General features: G+C 44.9%; 15 protein-coding genes. 3 read left to right on the forward strand and 12 right to left on the reverse strand.

Translation table 11 applies throughout. From position 1 onward, the window contains the following. Nucleotides 1–2: 2 nt before the first annotated feature. From AC4G47_RS17875 to AC4G47_RS17915, 9 genes are all read right to left on the reverse strand, one after another. A complete protein-coding gene (locus AC4G47_RS17875; RefSeq protein ID WP_491102063.1) occupies nt 3–1709 on the reverse strand; it encodes a DUF8769 domain-containing protein in 1707 nt (568 codons plus the stop codon). Between the two features lie 22 nt (nt 1710–1731). Then, nucleotides 1732–2604, reverse strand: a complete 873-nt coding sequence (locus AC4G47_RS17880) for a carbohydrate ABC transporter permease (protein ID WP_339169794.1) — start codon at nt 2602–2604, stop codon at nt 1732–1734. A gap of 38 nt (nt 2605–2642) precedes the next feature. Beyond that, nucleotides 2643–3545: an ABC transporter permease gene (locus tag AC4G47_RS17885; protein ID WP_062834078.1), complete on the reverse strand. Its 903-nt coding sequence runs from the start codon at nt 3543–3545 to the stop codon at nt 2643–2645. A gap of 112 nt (nt 3546–3657) precedes the next feature. Next, entirely contained in the window at nt 3658–5259 is a 1602-nt protein-coding gene (locus AC4G47_RS17890) for an extracellular solute-binding protein (protein WP_491102064.1), read from the reverse strand. Nucleotides 5260–5844: 585 nt separating this feature from the next. Then, nucleotides 5845–8088: a helix-turn-helix domain-containing protein gene (locus tag AC4G47_RS17895; RefSeq protein ID WP_491102065.1), complete on the reverse strand. Its 2244-nt coding sequence runs from the start codon at nt 8086–8088 to the stop codon at nt 5845–5847. Nucleotides 8089–8109: 21 nt separating this feature from the next. Then, nucleotides 8110–9333, reverse strand: coding sequence for an MFS transporter (locus AC4G47_RS17900; RefSeq protein WP_491102066.1), 1224 nt, complete (start codon nt 9331–9333; stop codon nt 8110–8112). Nucleotides 9334–9382: 49 nt separating this feature from the next. After that, on the reverse strand, nt 9383–10435 hold the full coding sequence (locus AC4G47_RS17905; RefSeq protein ID WP_491102067.1) for an ROK family protein: 1053 nt from the start codon (nt 10433–10435) through the stop codon (nt 9383–9385). Between the two features lie 34 nt (nt 10436–10469). Further along, on the reverse strand, nt 10470–11696 hold the full coding sequence (locus tag AC4G47_RS17910; RefSeq protein ID WP_491102068.1) for an ROK family transcriptional regulator: 1227 nt from the start codon (nt 11694–11696) through the stop codon (nt 10470–10472). Nucleotides 11697–12202: 506 nt separating this feature from the next. Continuing rightward, a complete protein-coding gene (locus AC4G47_RS17915; protein ID WP_145321320.1) occupies nt 12203–13042 on the reverse strand; it encodes a YitT family protein in 840 nt (279 codons plus the stop codon). A 370-nt stretch (nt 13043–13412) separates the two neighbouring features. Here AC4G47_RS17915 and desA point away from each other — a divergent pair, with 370 nt between their 5' ends. The 3 genes from desA (at nt 13413) to AC4G47_RS17930 (ending at nt 16308) form a co-directional block, all read left to right on the forward strand. Beyond that, on the forward strand, nt 13413–14438 hold the full coding sequence (gene desA, locus AC4G47_RS17920) for a Delta(5) desaturase DesA (RefSeq protein WP_458126611.1): 1026 nt from the start codon (nt 13413–13415) through the stop codon (nt 14436–14438). Nucleotides 14439–14563: 125 nt separating this feature from the next. Then, nucleotides 14564–15712 carry a sensor histidine kinase gene (locus tag AC4G47_RS17925; RefSeq protein ID WP_491106737.1) on the forward strand — a complete coding sequence of 383 codons (1149 nt, stop codon included), beginning with the start codon at nt 14564–14566 and terminating at the stop codon, nt 15710–15712. Then, the gene (locus tag AC4G47_RS17930) at nt 15709–16308 is read left to right on the forward strand and encodes a response regulator (protein WP_336759782.1); all 600 of its coding nucleotides are present in this window, start codon (nt 15709–15711) and stop codon (nt 16306–16308) included. The genes AC4G47_RS17925 and AC4G47_RS17930 overlap by 4 nt, the downstream gene beginning before the upstream one ends. Before the next feature lie 191 nt (nt 16309–16499). On the opposite strand, the gene AC4G47_RS17935 is transcribed toward AC4G47_RS17930, so the two are convergent. The 3 genes from AC4G47_RS17935 to AC4G47_RS17945 form a co-directional block, all read right to left on the reverse strand. Continuing rightward, a complete protein-coding gene (locus tag AC4G47_RS17935) occupies nt 16500–17411 on the reverse strand; it encodes a hypothetical protein (RefSeq protein ID WP_491102069.1) in 912 nt (303 codons plus the stop codon). Between the two features lie 80 nt (nt 17412–17491). Further along, nucleotides 17492–18232: a polysaccharide deacetylase family protein gene (locus AC4G47_RS17940; protein ID WP_491102070.1), complete on the reverse strand. Its 741-nt coding sequence runs from the start codon at nt 18230–18232 to the stop codon at nt 17492–17494. Between the two features lie 418 nt (nt 18233–18650). Continuing rightward, on the reverse strand, nt 18651–19154 hold the full coding sequence (locus tag AC4G47_RS17945; RefSeq protein ID WP_458126608.1) for a ferritin: 504 nt from the start codon (nt 19152–19154) through the stop codon (nt 18651–18653). Between the last annotated feature and the right edge of the window lie 160 nt (nt 19155–19314).

A 19314-nucleotide genomic window follows, 5' to 3' on the forward strand; every position in this document is an offset into this window, starting at 1 on the left:
CTCTATCCGTTGTCTTCACGAAGGGTCAATTCGAATCTCATCTTGTTCGCAGTTTTTCCAGGCACATAACGATAGATGATCTCGGCATGATTGACATACAATAGTACGGAGGGCTCAGGCGCCTCGGCCTTCACGGTACACGTAAGTCCAGGGAACTGCCATAACGCTGCTGTAATATCCTGCTGACGAAGGGATGGCCCCCTGATTTCAAAATAAACATCGATCTCTTCCGCCGTATAAAGCTTCACATCAATGGTTAACGTATCTGGCGTGAGATCCGCATCGAACGTTATTCCGCTCAGATGACTATTCCACCCCTCGCCCACCTCGCGACGGATCAAGCGGAGATAATAGCGCTCACCCTTCTCTGTCTGCCAGTGGATCGTGGCTGGATGCATCTGGCCGTTGGTATTCACACTTCCCGACATGGCCCCGATCATCCGGTGCTCTCCGATCCAGGCTTTGGCCGTACATAGATTCCGGTTAGACGCTGGATCATTGCGCTCACACAGCTCCATGAACTGTCTCTGCACAAGACGATCCTCTTGATGAGCCTTGAAATACGGCACAGCTTCAGCGGGCACATCCACCCCGAGGAGCGCAATCAGCGGATCATGGCCTGACTCACAGTTGATTCCCGCCAGATATTCGTACCCTTCACCAAGCAAGAGATAGATAAATACACCGATCGAACTATGCTCTCGCATCTCCATGTCGTACGCCCGGGAGAACGGGCCGGAGAGATTCTCCAGGTTGGCATTGTAGTATAGCGCAATGTTATTCCACAGCCCATGTTCAATCCGGTGGCCAATTTCGATCAAACGTTTGGTGAGTCCATACTTTCGATACATGCCAAGCACGGACAGATCCACCCCGTAATACGTTGTCGTATTGAACTCTGCGAATGTACCATCGTACTGTTCAAACTCTTTCATCAACCCCTCCGCCTGTTCCTCCGAATGACGAATCCAATCTGTTTGGTTCAAGCGATGACCATAGTAGTGGGTGATGAAAATGTGCATCAACTCAATATTCGTGTTCATGGGGATTACGTCGGATAGCCTGCGTTCTATTGACCCTTGAACAGCCAACTCCATCGCATGGTCCATCCGTTTCATGAGCGTCTCCGGAATAAGTTCAGCGAATTCGGCAGTCACGACCACACAGACACATGCGGTAAATTCGCGCCAATTGGGATCATAGCTGATCCAGACCGGTGGCAGAACCTGATTCACTGCCGAATTAAAAAGGTTTTTCAGTTGTTTGAGATCTGCTGCCTCAGTGAGCAGAGAACCCTCTTCCTGTAGTTTATGGATAAACTGCGCAGACACCTTCTCAAAGGTGCGTTCCAGGAAATAGGCCGTGCCTGGCGCAAAAGATTTCCAAGCATAGTGACCCGCTGGTGGATGCACATCATTGGGTCGGGTCGCGAAGGTTCCGTGATAGATTTCATCCGGAGCGTCATATTGATAATCGAGCACTTTGTGGAACACCCGTATCGCGCGTTCCACATCACCAGGCTCATTGCGAATCAACAACCCGAGCGCATAATGTGCACTGGCTCGTGTGCTGTGCTGCGAGGAATCCTCCTCTTCAAAACTCCGAATCAGATTCAATTCCTCATCATAGAAGCTATCCATCATCAACATCGACTGATTTACAAGATACTGCTGCTCTTTCGACATCTTCTCTACCATTCGTTGTGTCATGTCATGCGACCTCCCGAGATTGTTAACCTTTTACAGCACCTACCATTACGCCACTGATAAAGTACCGCTGCAACCACGGATACACAAGCAGGATCGGTAACGTTGAGAATATAACGCTGGCTGCTTTCAGACTCTCAGGCAGGACCTGAACAGCACCAATTCCTTCGTTCTGCATGAGCTCTGTAATCTGGTTTTGCTGAATCATCTGATACAATTTCAATTGCAAAGGATATAGCTCAGGCTTGGTGATATACATGAGTGCATCCTGGAAACCATTCCAGCGTCCTACCGCGTAGAATAGGCTCAGTGTCGCCATAACCGGAAGGGACAGCGGCAAGATTATGCGCATAAGTGTTCCGAAGTGGCTGCTTCCATCAATACCTGCTGCTTCTTCCAGACTTTCAGGAATACCTCGGAAGAAGGTAATGAGGATGATCATGTAGAACGGACTAATCAAACCAGGCAGAATAAGCCCCCATGTGCTATCAAGTAAATGCAGATTTTTGATCAGAATGTACTCGGGAATAATGCCCCCACTGAAGAACATCGTCACCACAATGACGAGCATGAACCACTTGCGCCCTTTCAGATTACTCTTCGCCAGTGGATAAGCTGCTGCGATAGTCATCGCCATGCTTAATACAGTACTCAAGACGGTCAGCCATATTGTATAGATAAGGGAACGAATCATCGATCCATCTGCAAACACTTTGGTATACGCCTCAAAGGACAACTCTTTTGGAAAAAAAGAAACTTCTCCTGAACCGATCGCCCGGTTTGAACTGAGCGAGATCGCAATAATATGGATGAATGGTGCAAGACACAGCACCATCGTAATGACAATAAGAATGACGTTTACCGTGTTGAATATTCGATTCGCCGTGTTTTCAGACATCCCACTCACTCCTTACAGATCATATGTGATTCAATCCACTACATAATGCTCTCATCGGTTAATTTCTTGGACGTATAGTTCGCTCCGAGTATGAAGACAAGTCCAACCAAAGCCTGGAACAAACCTACGGCTGTTGCGAGCGTAACCTGACCAGACTGTAAACCGACACGATAGACAAACGTGCTGAGTACATCCGAGTATTCACGCACAGCCACGTTTCCGATAATAAACGGTCGGTCGAAGCCGATGGAGATCATGTTGCCAACATTGATGATCAATAAGGTAACAATCGTCGTTTTGATGCCTGGCAAGGAGATGTGCCAGATTCTGCGCAGCCGACTTGCTCCATCCACTTCTGCCGCTTCGTATAGTTCCCGGTTAATGCCTGTCAGGGATGCCAGATACAGAATCGTACCCCAGCCTGCACTCTGCCAGACGCCTACCGCAAGATACGTGAAGAGCCAATAGTTTTTGTCTGAAAGGAACGGCAATGGATCGAATCCCATGCTCATTAAGATATTGTTAATGAATCCGGATTGCGTGCCGAATACCTGAAGTACGATTCCTCCAATAATCACCCACGAAATAAAGTGTGGAATGTACAGTAAGGTCTGTGCCAACTTTTTGAACCAGGCCTTCTTCAGCTCGAACAATAAGATGGCCAATATAAGTGGTGCCGGGAAGGAGACCAGTAAATCCAGCATGTTAAGCACTAACGTGTTACGTAATGCAGTGTAGAATCCCTGATTTTGAAACACTTCTCTGAATGCATCCAAGCCAATCCACTCACTACCGGAGATACCTTGAAAGAAGTTAAAATCCTTGAACGCAATCTGCACGCCATACATTGGCCCATACTTGAAAATAATGAAGTAGATCATGGGCAGTAGGAGCAACGCATATAGTTGCCAGTTTCTGCGGAAATAGATGCTTGTTTTCATAAACCTTCCCCCCATGTCATACAGGATGTCTCCATCAAGGTGATGTTGTCATCAGCTTGATGGAATCCCTGTTCTTTGTCGCCGTACGCATTAGATGTGATCTCTACTCTACTTATTTCATTGCATTGTAAGCTTCTGTACGTTCATCCAGGATCGCTTGACCACCGCTCGCCATGTAGTCCTTCATCATGCTGTCATACGTGGCTTCAAAATCAGCTGGTTTGGAAATCGTTGTTTTCACGAAGAACTCCATAAACTTGTCTTTCAGGCCGTTACCGTAGCGTGCTTCCGCCTCAATCGGTTTGGAGAAGCGCACTGGTTGAATCGTGTCCGTGTTAGAGATTGCTACCGACTTACGCATATCATCCCGATACTTCGACTCTACCTGAACGACATAGGCCTCTTCATTTTTCTTGTCATCTCCAACGTATTTACCATTGACGATAATGGCAATGTCACCGGAATTATAGATACGACCTGCGATTTCAGGAGAAGCATCATCTTTGATCAATGGAACCCCATCCACAAGTTCATAGTTCTCGTTTTCAACACCGAATTGCAGGTCGAACAAGTTATTGCCTGAAGCCATCCAATCCAGATACTTCATCGCTGCTTCCGCATTTTTGCTCGATTTCGGAATCATGACATACATTGCATTTGGCGCATATGCCGGTTTGGCGAATTTGCCTTCCGAGTTTTTGAATGCATCAATCGGTGTGATCACTGCACCCGGTTGATTGGTTTGCAGGTTTTTGTACGTACCGGAGATGTAGATCTCCCCTGCATCCTCGGTGTAGAATCCAACTTTGCCGTTAGATACATCTTCCCATAGCTTTTTCTTGTCTTTGTCGAGTCCAAAGTCCTTGCTCATTAATCCTTCATTATAAAGTGTGTTCATATATTTCAGGGCGTCCTTGAAACCAGGCAACAACGTTGGATAGTCATTGGAACCCAGTTGCTGCGTTAATGTATATTTCTGTTCTTCCGTCAGCGGTTCAATGAATGACCAGATCAGTGGTTCATATTGAGCCGAGGCAATGGACATCCCCATCGGAATAAGTCCTGTACCGACTTTACCCGGATCTTTTTCCTTAAAGGCCTTCAGTGTGGTATGCAGCTCCTCAGCTGTCTCAGGCGAAGGCAGTCCGAGTGCGTCCAGCCAGTCCTGACGAACATAGGATGCGTACTTGCCAAGTACAAGACGTTTACCTGGAACCGCAAACTGCTGTCCATCGTATTGACCGTAGGCCAGCGTTTCATCTCCCAGGAACTTCTTCAGGTTAGGACCACTTTGATTGATCAGATCCGTAAGTTCGGTCAGACCTCCTTGCTCTGCATACCGGTTGAATGTTCCCGAATCGTAGGTAAAGACGATATCAGGTACTTCAGAGCCACTCGCCATCAGAACATTAAGCTTCTGTACTTCCTCCGAACGTGGTACTGGAACAAATTGAACATCGATGTTGTTTGGATCACCAAACTTCTCTTGAATGAAGCGTGTCAGATAACTGTCCGAAATGGTGTAGCCCGCCGGAGTATTTCCCCGATCGAAGATTTCTACTTTCAAAGTTGTTTTTTCCCCCGAACCCGACTCTCCTGATGAAGATGTAGATTCGCTTCCTGATGAACATGCGGATAATAATAGAGTGAATGCTGTTACCACTGCGAGGATTGAACTTGCCTTGCCTGCCTTACGTCTTTGAAATAATCTCATTTGACCTTTCCCCTTTCGCACACACTCTGATATGAATTCACATGATTGCCACTCCACTTTGTTCAGCCCATTTCGTTGCACCTGTGAATGTCACTAATCATTACATACGATTCGATATTTAGACAATAAACTATTTTCAAAATGTAAAAATTACGGTTTTTAAGTTAAACACCGCGATATATAAACATATTTCCTGACAATATACAATTTTCATACCTATAATGTTAACTATAATAACACATAGTGTTGTATTAAATATGATTAATCGTATACAGTCTGCCATAGCCCAGAATGCAATAATCCTTTTTCCACAGATACTCCATCAAACCATAACAAAAAGAGACCACCTCTGTAGTGATCTCCATGTGTAGCACATATAAATGCATTTGCCGCACTAATTCCTCGGTGGAAGATTAAACTTCACTTGACCAAACAACGTATCGATGGCATTTCCTGCACGTAAAAAATCTCCTGCAAGGGCGATAAGGTACGGACCTTATCGCCTCATACAGGAGATTTCATATGATATCTCTAAGAATATTGATTTTCATGCGATGTTTGGATATTCTAACACGTGCAATCCCGTTATTGATCCCCTTGTTTTCCACTCTGCTTGCGATAATCCCCTGGCGTCACGCCCATAATCCGTTTAAATACTCTGCCGAAAGAGATGGCATTGGCATAACCCACTTGCAGAGCAATATCCTGCACAGCCATATCGGATGCAGACAACAGACGGCAGGCCTTTTCGACCCTCAGTTTCACCAGAAAATCAACAAACTTCATCTCAAACTCTTCCTTGAACAGATAACTTGCATATTTGCCCGAGATTTGGAATCGATCACTCAGATGTTTCAGCGACAGATCCGGATCATCAAAATGCTCTTCAATATAGATCCGCAGCTCATTGATCATCGCGCGATGACTTTTGGTTTCATTCACAGAAACATAATTGCGATAGACCTCTTTAAGCCATTCCTGCAAAATCTCCTGAATTCCCTCGAGTGTCTCCACCTGCTGGATATCACTGCGAAGGCGAGTCAGGATTTCTTCGGAAAATTGACTTTGCAACCGCTCAGACAGCTCTCCGAATTCACGAGACAACATCTGGATTAACGCCTGCAGCAGCATGCGAATATCGTTATCTGTAATCTGATCTTCGCCGAACGCTACAAACATCTGATCCAGCTGCGTTCGCCACCCATCACCGGTTAGTCTGAATTCACGGACAAAGTCCGCTAGCATCTGCAAATACTTGTATGATTGCATCTCAATACGATCCGGAAGTTGTTCACTGAGAACAATGGCATCTTTACCAAGAGTAAGTCTATGCTGCAATCCGGCATCTGCACTGGCATACGATCGTGTAATTTCCTCCCAACCTGAAACGGTTCGTCCGATTCCAAAGGTAAACCGCAGTCGGAAATGCTCCGCGATCCACATATGCATCTGTTTAGCCAGATCCATAAGCAATTCACGATCCAGTCCTTCCTGCTCATCCGATGCAATCACGACAATAAGTCTGCGATTCCCGAACCATTCAGCCCAACCACCGAATTCCATCTCGTTCTGCACAAGTTCTTCTACTACGTTCATGAGTGCAATCTTCAGAATATTCTGATTGGTCGAGAGATCCTCACCATTCATCTCTGCAATAAGCACGGCAACACTCTTCGGTTCCATGAATCGTTCCTCTAGAGGTTGCAGATGGCGAAGTCGCTGACGGAATGAATCCATCCGCTCCCCTTCCATCAGATCAACAAGCAATTGCCTGCGGTGAATTAACAGGTTTTCATGATGCTGTTTCTCATAGTCAACCGTCTGAGCAATCAGATGTTCCAGCGCACGGTCGATGAGTGCCAGTTCATCTTTGACAGATGGAGCTGCTTCATCCTCCTCGGCACGTGGCTGTAGCGCCTGAATTCGATTCATGATCAGCTGAATGGGGCGTGTATTTCTTCGAGTAATGTAGATTAGTCCAGCCACCGCACCAACGATCGTTAATAATCCAATACCGATCCACACATAAGAGACAAGGGATACCCATGAATACAGTTGTCCGGATTGAATACCACTCTCGAAGACCAGACCTAGCTTGTCCGCAGACACACGATTAAGTATTTCACCTGCTGACGGGTCCATTTGATGCGCCGTATAGATCAGATTATCACTCTTGTCCCGAACCTGAAGTACAGACAACTTTTCATTGGTCATATGATCAATCTGACGTTCGACTGCATACATGTTAATAGTAATAACGAGCAGACCTTCTCCACCCCACGGTAACGGAAGCCACTTATTCATGCTAATTACCTGTGAAGGCAAGTCGAAGGAACGTTCCTTGTATTCACGCGGCAAGTTCCAACCAAGGTTCTCTCGATTCTTCAAGGCTTGTTCAATATAAGCACGATCTTCGAAATCTTCCATGCGCATCATGCCTCTGGGCGTAAGAATCTGTGAATCAGACAACCGATAGAGATAGATGGATTGAATCATATCCTGCTGGTCCAGCATACGTCCCAGCCCACTTGCCGCATCATAGATGAACTGGCTTGATAATTGTCCCTGCCCGGCTTCCAGAAAACGACTGTATGTCTTGTTCGTGCTGATATCTTCCAACAACCGGAGTTCAATGTCGCTTAGCGAGCGCTCCAGCGTGTCTACGATGTAGCGGGTAGAGATCATGTCGGCTTTTTGAGTTTCGTTACGTGAGAGTTCGTTGACAATCAGGAAGGAGAGAAAGATCAGAATGGAAATCGTAAGCAGAAAAATGGGAAAATACGAATACATCAACTTGGTGTGCCAATTCCGCTTCAAATTTACTTTCATAGGCTCCAACTCCTTCCATCTCTATTCTAATGTATATGATCTTCTCTGTTCTTTGGCCTGCCTGCTGACGATATACAGAATCACTGATCCTAATGCCGCACTGATCGTACAAGCCAGATACATCAGTGATGGACCACCGGAATCGAGCAAATATCCATTCAGCATATTACCAACAATTCCGCCCAATCCGGCAAACACCATGTTAAACAAACTTTGACCTGTGGCCTGCATTTCCCGTCCCGTAACGGAAGCCACATATTCCACTGCTGCGATATAGAAGAATCCAAAGGATAACCCGTGCAGCACCTGAACTCCAATCATCACCTCAGGCGATGGCCATAACCATTGTATGCCCCAACGTAACATATACGCCCCAGCTGCAAGCAGCATCGTTCGTTCATGTCCCCATTTTCGGAGTATGAATGCCGCTGCCAACATGGATGGAACATTGGTAATCGACGCTAACAACAGTGCTGTACCCGTCATGGTCACAGAACCACCAGCCATTTGAAATGAAATAACGAAAAAGGAGTTAAACGCAGTGAGCGTTTGGTTAACCAGGAAACAACCTGTTAGAAATAGAAGGAATGTCCGGTTTCGGAGCAATCTTGCCAAACCTACGGAGAAGGTTACCGAGGACGAGGATATGCTCGTCTGCCGGGGAAGTGTACTTGCCAGTATAGCGCTCAGAATATTAAACAGGAGAAATGGCAGCCATAACATGTGAATGGAAAACTGGGAGAGATACATTCCAGCTGCAAATCCACCAACTCCCGTTCCTATGCTCCCGAAGAGTCGGATCATGCCATATGAGGTGTTCGCTGCTCTCGCGGCTGTAACCGCATAGGAGTCAGCGACGGGTATTTGAGTCACTTGGAATATAGTGCATAAAGTATAAATCAATATTAATATAAAGTACACTTGAATATTGTAGAAGTACGCTAACGATGCAGGAATAAGCAGACTTATTACCAAAACGAACCGTGTTTTTTTAAACTTATCTACCAGAATTCCCCATATAGGTTGAAGAATAATGGATACAAGTGTGCCAAACGCCATAATAAATCCGGTTTCTTTACTGGTAAAACCTTGTGCTACCAATATGGGATTAATATACGGGTTAAACATTCCCCCCGCAAGTCCCATAAACAGGTACAGGCCCTGTAGTTTGAGTAGAACACGTCTTGCATCATTGGAATCGGCTTTTATTTTCTCTGTGTAAGCCTTCATATGTCTGCTTCTCATCCGGATCTCCATCCTTTAATTCTGTAGTTGCTTCGTCTATTCTCTATGGTTATGTGCGTGTCAGACTCGACTTGATTGCAGCCAATGCCCCGATTGCTCCAGCTCTGTTCCCCAGTTCAGCTACAGCTAAAGGTGTAGGCAGAACGGTGTAACGTTGGAGCCGTGTACGCACTTCATTTAGATAATAGGATGGGTTGGATGCAGCCACGCCACCACCGATCACTATAATGGAAGGATTAAGTAAAGCCGTAATATTCGCCAGACCTCTCGCCATATAACGCATGGGCAGTTCCAGGATCTCCAGTGCAGCAACATCACCTGATTCAGCTGCTTTGAATACGTGCCTGGCTTCGATCTGTTCGGCTTCTCCTCCTGCCAGACTCATGATCAGGGATAAGGAACTTCCCTTTCCATCAGCAAAATACCGCCTCGCCTGTTCCTTAATTCCGGTACCTGAAGTCGCTTGCTCGAATACACCAAATGAATCAGCATCCGCAACGTAGCCTGAATGTAGCCCTTCGTCTCCTGCAATAAAATGCCCAATCTCGCCGGCTGCTCCATTCTGACCGCTATACAGCTGTCCATTCAGAATTAGTGCGGCTCCAATGCCTGTTCCAACCGTGACCATCACACAGTGGTGATGTCCCTGCGCTGCACCTTGATCATATTCTCCCATTGCGGCCATATTCACATCGTTATCCAACATGATGTTCCCGGTGTAATACTTCGCAATAATCGGACGAATATCTTGTTCAGGCCACTGAAAAGCCGGAGCATTTCGCAGTATTCCTTCCACCTGCAGAATCACACCAGGGAATCCCAAACCCGCACCTGAAAGTTGATTCAGACTGCACCCCACCTCACGGCAGAACGTTTCCAGTTCAGTGAATAACCATCGGAAGAACTTATCCGGCTGATCACTTACTAGAGTAGGTAACTGGCGTTCATGAACCTTAATTCCATCCGCCTGTGATGACAACAGGATTAATGTTTTGGTACCTCCAATATCAACACCTGCAATCCAACTGGATGCAATACTACCAAGCGTACCACCTTGATTGGGTTGAAAATCCTTATTAACGTTTTTCACGGATTCTGTCATCCCATTCCCTCCCCACATGTGTATATCCAATTTCTTATTCCATGGCCTCCTGCTGAAGATTCAGCATCGTTTGTTGTACAGCCACCTGTACCGCGCCAGTGACAACAGCCTGCTCACCAAGCATGGAACAGATTAACTGTGGCTGGACCGGGAATTGCTCAGATATGATCTGTCTCAGTAATGGCAATAACACATCCCCATTCCCCCCCACACCTCCGCCAAACACAATGAGATTGGGAGCAAGCACTATGCTAATCTGACGCAGAGCAAAAGCAATCATCTGGCTGTATTGTTTAACAATCTCTAGCGCCTCTGCTTCTCCACTACGTGCAGCTTCAAACAACTTTTCCGGAGTCAGGTGTGTGCGAAGATTATCTGCATCTACAGTTACATCTGCATTTGCATTCGAATCAGCACCCTCCAATACTTCATCATGTGGATAAAGATGTCGTTTCGCCAGTTGCATCAGTCCATCAGCTGACAACACTTCCTCCAGACGGCGCCCATCTTCCATCAGCATCTCCGCGATCTCTCCGGTTAAGCCACCAAGACCTCGAAGCAGTTGGCCATGCACCATGATGCCAGCTCCCGTTCCTGTGCCGATGGAGAAAAAAATAAACAAGGGATAGTCTGCTGCTGCACCACTCCTGTACTCCCCCAGCGCCGCAAGATTCACATCATTCTCCAAGATTACTTCACAGGGAAATGCACCAGACAACGACTCCAGGGAGAATGCCTGTTCCAAACCTGCTAACGGGTCCACAATACGATTAATACGCCCCGATTCAGGCTGCACTACACCCGGTATGCCGAACCCAATGCACTGAATCTGGTTCCAGTTCAGATGATTCTCCTCAAGCAATGCGTTCATATGGCTTCGAAGAAGCTCCAGCATCGTCGCTTCTGCTCGGTCATTGGCTTCTTGGACTACCATGGGATACGTTCGATAAGCGATGATCTCTCCACTCAGATCGGATAATGCGATCCGAATACGTGTTGCTCCGATATCTACACCACAGACATAATAGGCTTTTTCATTAAAGCCGATGAGGGTTGCTTTGCGACCCTGAGCGTTGTCAGCCCGTCCCGTTTCCCTCACCAGATTCCGGTCAATCAGATGTTCGACCGCCGATGAAACCGTAGGTTTACTAAGTCCGGTCTGACGGCTGATATCCGCTCTCGACATGGTTCCCTGTGTTATCAGAGCATCCATAATCAGATTTTCATTCAGATTGCGAATATATTGCGGTGTGCCAGCCATGTTATCGCCTCCTTTTATAGTTAGTTAAGTTTATTAACAAATGAATTAAATTTAATATATCATCGTGCTTGGTAAGGTGTACAGCTTTTTGTCTTTGCACTCATTTGCTAGGAAAGAACCACAACTCCACTCGCAACATAAAAGCCTGATAAAGGTATTATTTTACAATAATAGACGTTTATACATTTCCGAAACAAGGACCTGTTCATACAATAATCTATCACAATCAGGGAGGGTTCAATATGTATAGAAAGCATAGATGTTATGATCCAAAGAAAAAGTGTTTTTACAAAAAAATTACGAAAACATGTGTTACCAAAATTAAATATGTTCCTACAAAATGCAAAAAACACTGTCATGTAACGGTTGAATATTGTGGAATCAAGAGAAGAAAACACTATTAATATTCTGTTTGAACTAGATTAATACCGGATAAATTAACCTATCAAAAAAGTTGCGGTCATTCCACCGCAACTTTTTTCTTCCATATATACATATTCATTTCATCAAGTCTTAGAGAGTTCAATGAATCCTTCACCGAATACATCACGCACGTCATGAATGGTAATAAAAGCAATCTCATCTTCTGCTCGTACAATTTTCTTCAGCATGGAAACTTCTTGCTTGCTAATCACAATGTATAGAATTTCTTTCTTATTTTTTGTGTAATACCCATGACCGGACAGGACGGTTACTCCGCGGTCCATCTTCTCAATCACTTGCTTGGCGATCTCATCCTGCTTGGAAGAGATAATCATAACTGCCTTTTTCGGATTGAGTCCTTCAATGATGAACTCCATCGTTTTGGTTCCGACAAACAGCAGGACAATGGTACACATTAAACCTTGTGGTCCAATGATGAAGAATGACGAGAAGGCCACAATCAGGTCGAAAAACAGAAGTCCGTAACTGATATTCCAATCGAGATATTTGTTGGCAAGCCGGGCCAGGATCACTGTACCTGCCGTAGTGCCTCCCACTCTAACAATCAAACCGATACCAAGACCGGCAAATAATCCACCAAAAATGGTATTAATCCAGAGTTCATCTGATGCAATCGTCCAGCTCTCCGTCAGATGCAGGAACAACGAGTTGAATACGACCGCAATAATCGTATACACTGTAGTCGTTTTATCCAGAAACCGATATCCCACAATTAACAAAATACCGTTCAGGATCAAGTTCATCAGTCCGGGGGACCATTCAAACAGGTAATACAAAATAATCGTAATGCCCGTGACGCCCCCTTCAGCCAAATCGTTCGGGATCACAAACAGGTTCACCGCCAGTGCAAACAGAAAGGCACCTGCCATAATAAATAAAATATCCGTTATTCTCTTCTTCATTATCTACTCCACCCAATCCATCAAAAATCAACCTATTGAACCGTTTATAAGTTGTCATGCACCCAAAGATAGATTTTACCATGCTCTCATCAAAATTTGTATACATAATACAAATTGTTGCGTGAATTGTGCAAAGGAATCTGTAAAAACGTTCTCTTTCCTCTTCTGCAAAGCCAATCCCCCTCCTACACCCATGACAAATGTCATGGTCCATCATTGATGTTCATCATTATAAAAGGCTGACGTTTATGACTTACTGTCATGGTCGTATTGTTTTACAATGATAAAAATGCTTCCTAAAGGAAAATCTATTGGGAAACGGAAGTTATAGCTGGTTACAGATATAACGATTGAAGGAGGACTTACGTCTATGAGTAGAACCAAAGAGATGGCGCTAAAAAAAGAAATAACACCTTATGAAAAAAATGATCTCAGATTAAGTATCCGTCAGTTAATCAATACATTACTCCCGCTCGTGTTGCTATGGGCTGCCGCTTACTTTAGCTTATCAGTTTCCTATTGGTTAACCTTCCCGATTGCCCTCGTGGCATCCGGATTTGTACTGCGAACGTTTATCATTTTCCATGACTGCTGTCATGGTTCATTCTTCAAAAGTAAACGCGCCAACGACATTCTCGGCACCATAACAGGTGTATTAACCTTGACACCTTATCAACAATGGAAAGCCGAGCATTCCATCCATCACGCAACCAGTAGTAATCTCGACAAACGTGGTGTAGGCGATATTTGGGTCATGACGGTTGATGAATACAAAGCAGCTTCCCTTTGGGGTCGTCTGTTCTACCGGATTTATCGTAATCCGTTCGTATTGTTCTGCATCGGACCGATCTATGTATTCATACTCGCCTATCGCTTTAACCGCAAAGGTGCAAGACGTAAAGAACGCATTAACACTCACTTGACTACGGCCTTGATCGTTGGGCTCTATGCCTTCATGTGCTGGTTAATCGGTTGGCAGGCTTTTGTTATGGTGCAAGCACCCGTATTCTTCTTCTCCGGTTTCTTCGGGATCTGGTTGTTCTACGTGCAGCATCAGTTTGAAGAAACGTATTTTGAACATGAAGATGAATGGAGTTATGTAAAAGCAGCTGTTGAAGGTAGTTCTTATTATAAATTGCCGAAATTGTTGCAGTGGATCAGCGGAAACATTGGTTTCCATCATGTGCATCACTTGAGCCCGCGTGTACCGAACTATTTCCTTGAAGAGGCACATAATGCAACACCGCCTTTGCAAAAAGCAACGACCATTACACTGCGTTCCAGTCTGGTTGCCCTGCGCTTCCGTCTGTGGGACGAAGATTCCAAACAATTTATTAGTTTCAGACAGCTCAAAAACTCATCCCGCAAGCTTTTGTATAACCGCCAATTCGAGTAACTAATCAAGCGGGTCTGACAGAGAAGCCTTAACTCTGTCGGATTCGTTTTCTTGTATTCAGGCTACAGCCATGCTACAGTCATGCTAAGTTTGAGTACATTGCAAGTTTGAGGAGGAGAATTTCCATTCAAAAGTGGATGCAGATCTTTTATAAAAATACAGGGTTGAACCCTTATGTATGGCTCGTCTTTTTCATCCTGCCCTTCTATTACATCTCACAATATTCCAAATTATGGACAATGGTAACCGGCATTGTGATCATTCTCGTCTTCTTCGTCTGTTATTTGCTCGCCTTTATCACCAAGGGTTGGCAAGTGTACATGTGGATTGGACTGCTTATTGCCATATCCATTACGATGACGATCGCCTATGATTATGCCTATTTCTCATTGTTTCTTGCTTTTTTTATTGGGAATATTAAAAATAAAGCCGGTTTCTTCACCCTCTATTCGGTGAATTTGGGAGCCAGTTTCCTGACCATTAATTATGGTTTCATCAATCAGAGTTCATTGCTCGTGAGTCAGTTCCCGTTTGTATTCATCAGCTTAATGGCCTCCATCCTGCTTCCGATCAGTACGTATAATAAAAATAAGACTGAACAATTGGAAGGCCAATTGGAGAATGCCAACAAACGACTCGATGATCTCGTGAAAATGGAAGAACGTCAACGTATCGCTCGTGACTTGCACGATACACTTGGGCAGAAACTCTCTCTTATTGGTCTGAAAACCGATCTTGCGAAGCGTTTGCTCCGCAGTAATCCCGATCAGGCCGAGGTTGAATTGAATGACCTGAGACAAACGGCAAGCACAGCTCTGAAGGAAGTTCGAGAAATGGTAACGACCATGCGTGGTACGCAATTAGTCGATGAACTGTTTCGTGCGGAGCAGATTCTGAAGGCCGCTTCAATTGAATATATGCTGGAAGGCAATCCAAAGCTGCAAGACACATCGCAATTGAATGAAAATGTGCTCGGCATGTGCTTGAAAGAAGCCGTCACTAATGTAGTCAAGCACAGTCAGGCAACCGCATGCACCATCATTATTGAAGAGACACCCGCCGATAATGTGCTAACTGTACAGGATAATGGCGTTGGAATAGAACGAACTCGTAAACAAGAACGACGCGGAACGGGAATTTTGGGAATGAAAGAACGACTTGAATTCGTCAATGGTTGTCTGGATATTCGATCTAATACAAACACCGAGGGTACAGCCATCATTATTCATGTTCCCAAGCTCGTCCGCAAACCGATAAAGGAGGCAGAATCATGATTAGGATTGTAATCGCCGAAGATCAGCGCATGATGCTCGGTGCCTTGTCTTCCCTGCTTAATCTGGAGGAAGATATGGAAGTTGTGGGACGTGCCAGCAATGGCCAGGAAGCCCTCACTCTGGTGCAAGAGCTTGCACCAGACATCTGTCTGATGGATATCGAAATGCCCGTAAAGAGCGGCCTTGAAGCCGCAGAAGAACTCAAAGGAATGAGCTGCAAGGTCATTATCCTGACCACTTTTGCCCGGACCGGTTATTTCGAACGCGCCCTCAAAGGCGGTGTACGTGGATACCTGCTCAAAGACAGTCCAATTGAAGAACTTGCCGAATCCATTCGCCAAGTCATGAATGGCAGAAGAATCTTCGCTCCCGACCTGGTCGATGAGGCTTATGTAGAAGAGAATCCCCTGACGGAACGGGAGAATGCTGTTCTCGGCCTCATGGCAGATGGGAAGAACACGAAGGAAATTGCGGGACATCTCTTCATCACAACGGGTACAGTACGGAATTACATTTCCATTATTCTCAACAAGTTAAATGCCAGTAACCGCATTGAAGCCATCACTCGTTCCAAGGAAAAAGGGTGGTTCAAATGAAAGTACCGCTTTAACCCATTAAAACATAAGTAAGCACGTAAACCGGCTGCACAAGTCGTATAACATGCTTATAATAAAAAGCTTGGCCCAGGTAAACTCCTGGGCCAAGCTTTTTATGCGTGTATTTCAACAATCCAACATTCATCTCAGTCAATTCAATTCAATTCAATTGCAGAAAATCCGTGTAGTGATCAAGATTTTACAGATACTGCCATACCAAGGGCTTCCAATGGTACTTGATCGGTCTTTAGCTGATGAATTTTATTACCATCCTGCCAAGAGATCGTTACATGAACAGACTTTCCGCCACTTGGATATTCCACCTTGATATACCCTTTATCTTTTGGTACAGGCAATGTATGTGACTCCAGATATTCCACCATTTTTTTCGCAATACCCGGATTATTCATTTCATCTTCGGAAACCGAACGAATCTGTAACGTCCATCTACCTTCTTGCCAAGTCAGGTATTGACTTCCTGCTGCACCTTCATTCATTCCTTTGATACCATGTCCCAGATCCACAGCCATATCGTTTGGAATGTCTTTCAGATCCGTCTCTGGGTAAATTTCTGGCTGATGGGGATCCTTAGAGGTCTTCACTTCATAGGAAGCCAGTACAGGTACCTTACTGTCAGATGCAGTTAACGATGCATCATTAATGGCAACAGGCTTAGTCGTAGCGTAGAAGTTTACTTTAAACGCATCAGCAGTGTTGGACGGTATTGCCGCACTCAAATATGAGCCCTTCTCTAACGTAAAGGATGTGGGTAAAGATGCATTCTTCATCGTCAACTGATTACGAATTTGCTGAATTACCTCATTCACATCTGACTGACCCGTGGCAGCTTGGTTGTCATTCGCCTTCGATCCTGATGTTTCTTGATTATCCGTAGTGGTCGTGTTCTCTTGAGTTTCCGCTTCATTTTCATTAGAGAAATCAGCACCACCGCTTCCGGTCTCGGTCTGTTCGCCCACTGTTGTCGCTGGAGAAGAACCATTTTCTGATGATGCAGTATTCGAATCCGGTCCACCACACCCTGCAAGGGCGAGTAAAACGGCTGTCGTTACCGGAATGGTGATCCATAATGGTTGTTTCTTCATGATGTGTACCTCCTTAATTGTGAGTTGCGTCCAGTGTGTAGTCCGGATCCATCTATGATCTGGTCCACAGATTGAAGAGATTAACGCTTGTCGTTCCAGAAGTTGACCGGTTGCACTTTCTTGCTTAATACTTCAAAACGATACCCTTCTGCCTTCAATGTTTTCAGTACTTGTGGCAGAACCTTCAACGTCGCTTCCTGGTCGTGCATAAGCACAACAGGCGTTGTACCGCTCTTTTGCACATTGTGGATCTGCTTCATTACACTGTTATAGACTTTCTGATGATCCTTCTTGTATTTCCAATCTTCCGAATCCACATTCCAATCCCAGAGATGGAATCCACCTTGACCGAGCAGTACATTACGGAATGCCGGCTTGAGGTATGGTTTACTGCCGTATGGCGTCCGAACGAGACTTGTTTTAACTCCGGCAACCTTGTTCAGACTTCCATTGGCCTGTTGCATTTCTTTCAGACCGCTATATGGAGATTTGTAGAATTTGCCCGGAACATGAGTCACGCCATGCAGACCCAGTCCATGCCCGTCAGCTACAATCCGTTTGGTAGCCTTCTGAAATTGCTCCATCTGAGGACCCAACATGAAGAATGTTGCCTTTGCATGATATTGATCCAGAATATCGAGTAATTGACCCGTGTGAGCGGTTGGCCCATCGTCAAAAGTCAGGTATATGATTTTGGAACTCGCTTTGCTTGCGCTCTCCTTGGATGTAGCAGATTTGGCAGATACCGACTGCGGCAGCAATAGTGGAATGATTAATAGAATTGCAAGTGTGACCATGATAGATTTGCGAATATGTAGCATAATTAAAAGTCTCCCTTGTATGTTATATTTCCCCGGGTGTCCATGTTTTTCTACCTTCATCCCTTGGCGATTAATCCTAATACTATCAAAGATAGCGGTTCCTGTTCTCGTTTCAAAGGCTACGGTAGAGTTACACTTTTGTCAGATAAACCTAAAAATTAATACGAATTTGATAGATTTGAGCAAAAAAAAGATCCCGCCAGGATAGATCAATTGTGACATATCCTCTATTACCCATATTCAGGATTTTGATAGACTTTTGCTCCAATTCAAGCTATTCAATACAATAACGAAAAATTTTTCGCATGCAAAAAAGCTTGCACAAGTGCAAGCTTTTTCTTCTTCAATCAGCATAGGGTAACATGCTGTATGTAAATGGTCTTCTGACACTGGGATCTTCTCGACTCCCTTACGTTAGTTATTCAGCAGGAGCAACGAAAGAACGTTTGCCGAACTCGGCATCCAGCATGTAGAAAGCATTGCTGTCTTTTTCGATGCGGCGCAGCTTCTGAATAATGTTATCGAACAACGCTTCCTCTTCAACCTGCTCATCAATGAACCATTTCAGGAAATACATCGTCGCATGCTCACGTTCATTCAAGGCGATGTCAGCCAGATTATAGAATTTTTTCGTGTTTTGCTGCTCGTGAGCATAACCATGCTCAAATACATCCAGGATCGAAGCATATTCATTCTTCGGTTCTGGCAGAGCCGCAAGAGTGGCACGTTGTCCACGATCATTCAGGAATTTGTATATTTTCATGCCATGGAATCGTTCTTCTTCCGCTTGTACGATGAAGAAGTTCGCGAATCCATCCAGACTTTTGCTGGAACAATATGCTGCCATAGCCAGATATACATGAGCTGAATAAAACTCAAAGTTCATCTGTTCATTTAAAGATTCTGTTAACTCTTTACTCATAATCCAAACACCTCTTTCTTTCTCTAGGGATGGTTATATTCTAACATAACGTCAGCAGGACTTACACCGATTTTCCACAAAATTCGCCAATGACTGAATACATCTCCTGGGCCGTACTGTATCCCGTTCTTATCGTGATTATCTATGGTATATTCAGTCG

It is taken from the genome of Paenibacillus sp. Negev47, from assembly GCF_058313655.1.

Bases quoted from the DNA above. Each gene is read 5' to 3' on its own strand.
- AC4G47_RS17875 (WP_491102063.1), bottom strand. From the start codon at position 1,709: ATGACACAACGAATGGTAGAGAAGATGTCGAAAGAGCAGCAGTATCTT.
- AC4G47_RS17880 (WP_339169794.1), bottom strand. From the start codon at position 2,604: ATGTCTGAAAACACGGCGAATCGAATATTCAACACGGTAAACGTCATT.
- AC4G47_RS17885 (WP_062834078.1), bottom strand. From the start codon at position 3,545: ATGAAAACAAGCATCTATTTCCGCAGAAACTGGCAACTATATGCGTTG.
- AC4G47_RS17890 (WP_491102064.1), bottom strand. From the start codon at position 5,259: ATGAGATTATTTCAAAGACGTAAGGCAGGCAAGGCAAGTTCAATCCTC.
- AC4G47_RS17895 (WP_491102065.1), bottom strand. From the start codon at position 8,088: ATGAAAGTAAATTTGAAGCGGAATTGGCACACCAAGTTGATGTATTCG.
- AC4G47_RS17900 (WP_491102066.1), bottom strand. From the start codon at position 9,333: ATGAGAAGCAGACATATGAAGGCTTACACAGAGAAAATAAAAGCCGAT.
- AC4G47_RS17905 (WP_491102067.1), bottom strand. From the start codon at position 10,435: ATGACAGAATCCGTGAAAAACGTTAATAAGGATTTTCAACCCAATCAA.
- AC4G47_RS17910 (WP_491102068.1), bottom strand. From the start codon at position 11,696: ATGGCTGGCACACCGCAATATATTCGCAATCTGAATGAAAATCTGATT.
- AC4G47_RS17915 (WP_145321320.1), bottom strand. From the start codon at position 13,042: ATGAAGAAGAGAATAACGGATATTTTATTTATTATGGCAGGTGCCTTT.
- desA (WP_458126611.1), top strand. From the start codon at position 13,413: ATGAGTAGAACCAAAGAGATGGCGCTAAAAAAAGAAATAACACCTTAT.
- AC4G47_RS17930 (WP_336759782.1), top strand. From the start codon at position 15,709: ATGATTAGGATTGTAATCGCCGAAGATCAGCGCATGATGCTCGGTGCC.
- AC4G47_RS17935 (WP_491102069.1), bottom strand. From the start codon at position 17,411: ATGAAGAAACAACCATTATGGATCACCATTCCGGTAACGACAGCCGTT.
- AC4G47_RS17940 (WP_491102070.1), bottom strand. From the start codon at position 18,232: ATGCTACATATTCGCAAATCTATCATGGTCACACTTGCAATTCTATTA.
- AC4G47_RS17945 (WP_458126608.1), bottom strand. From the start codon at position 19,154: ATGAGTAAAGAGTTAACAGAATCTTTAAATGAACAGATGAACTTTGAG.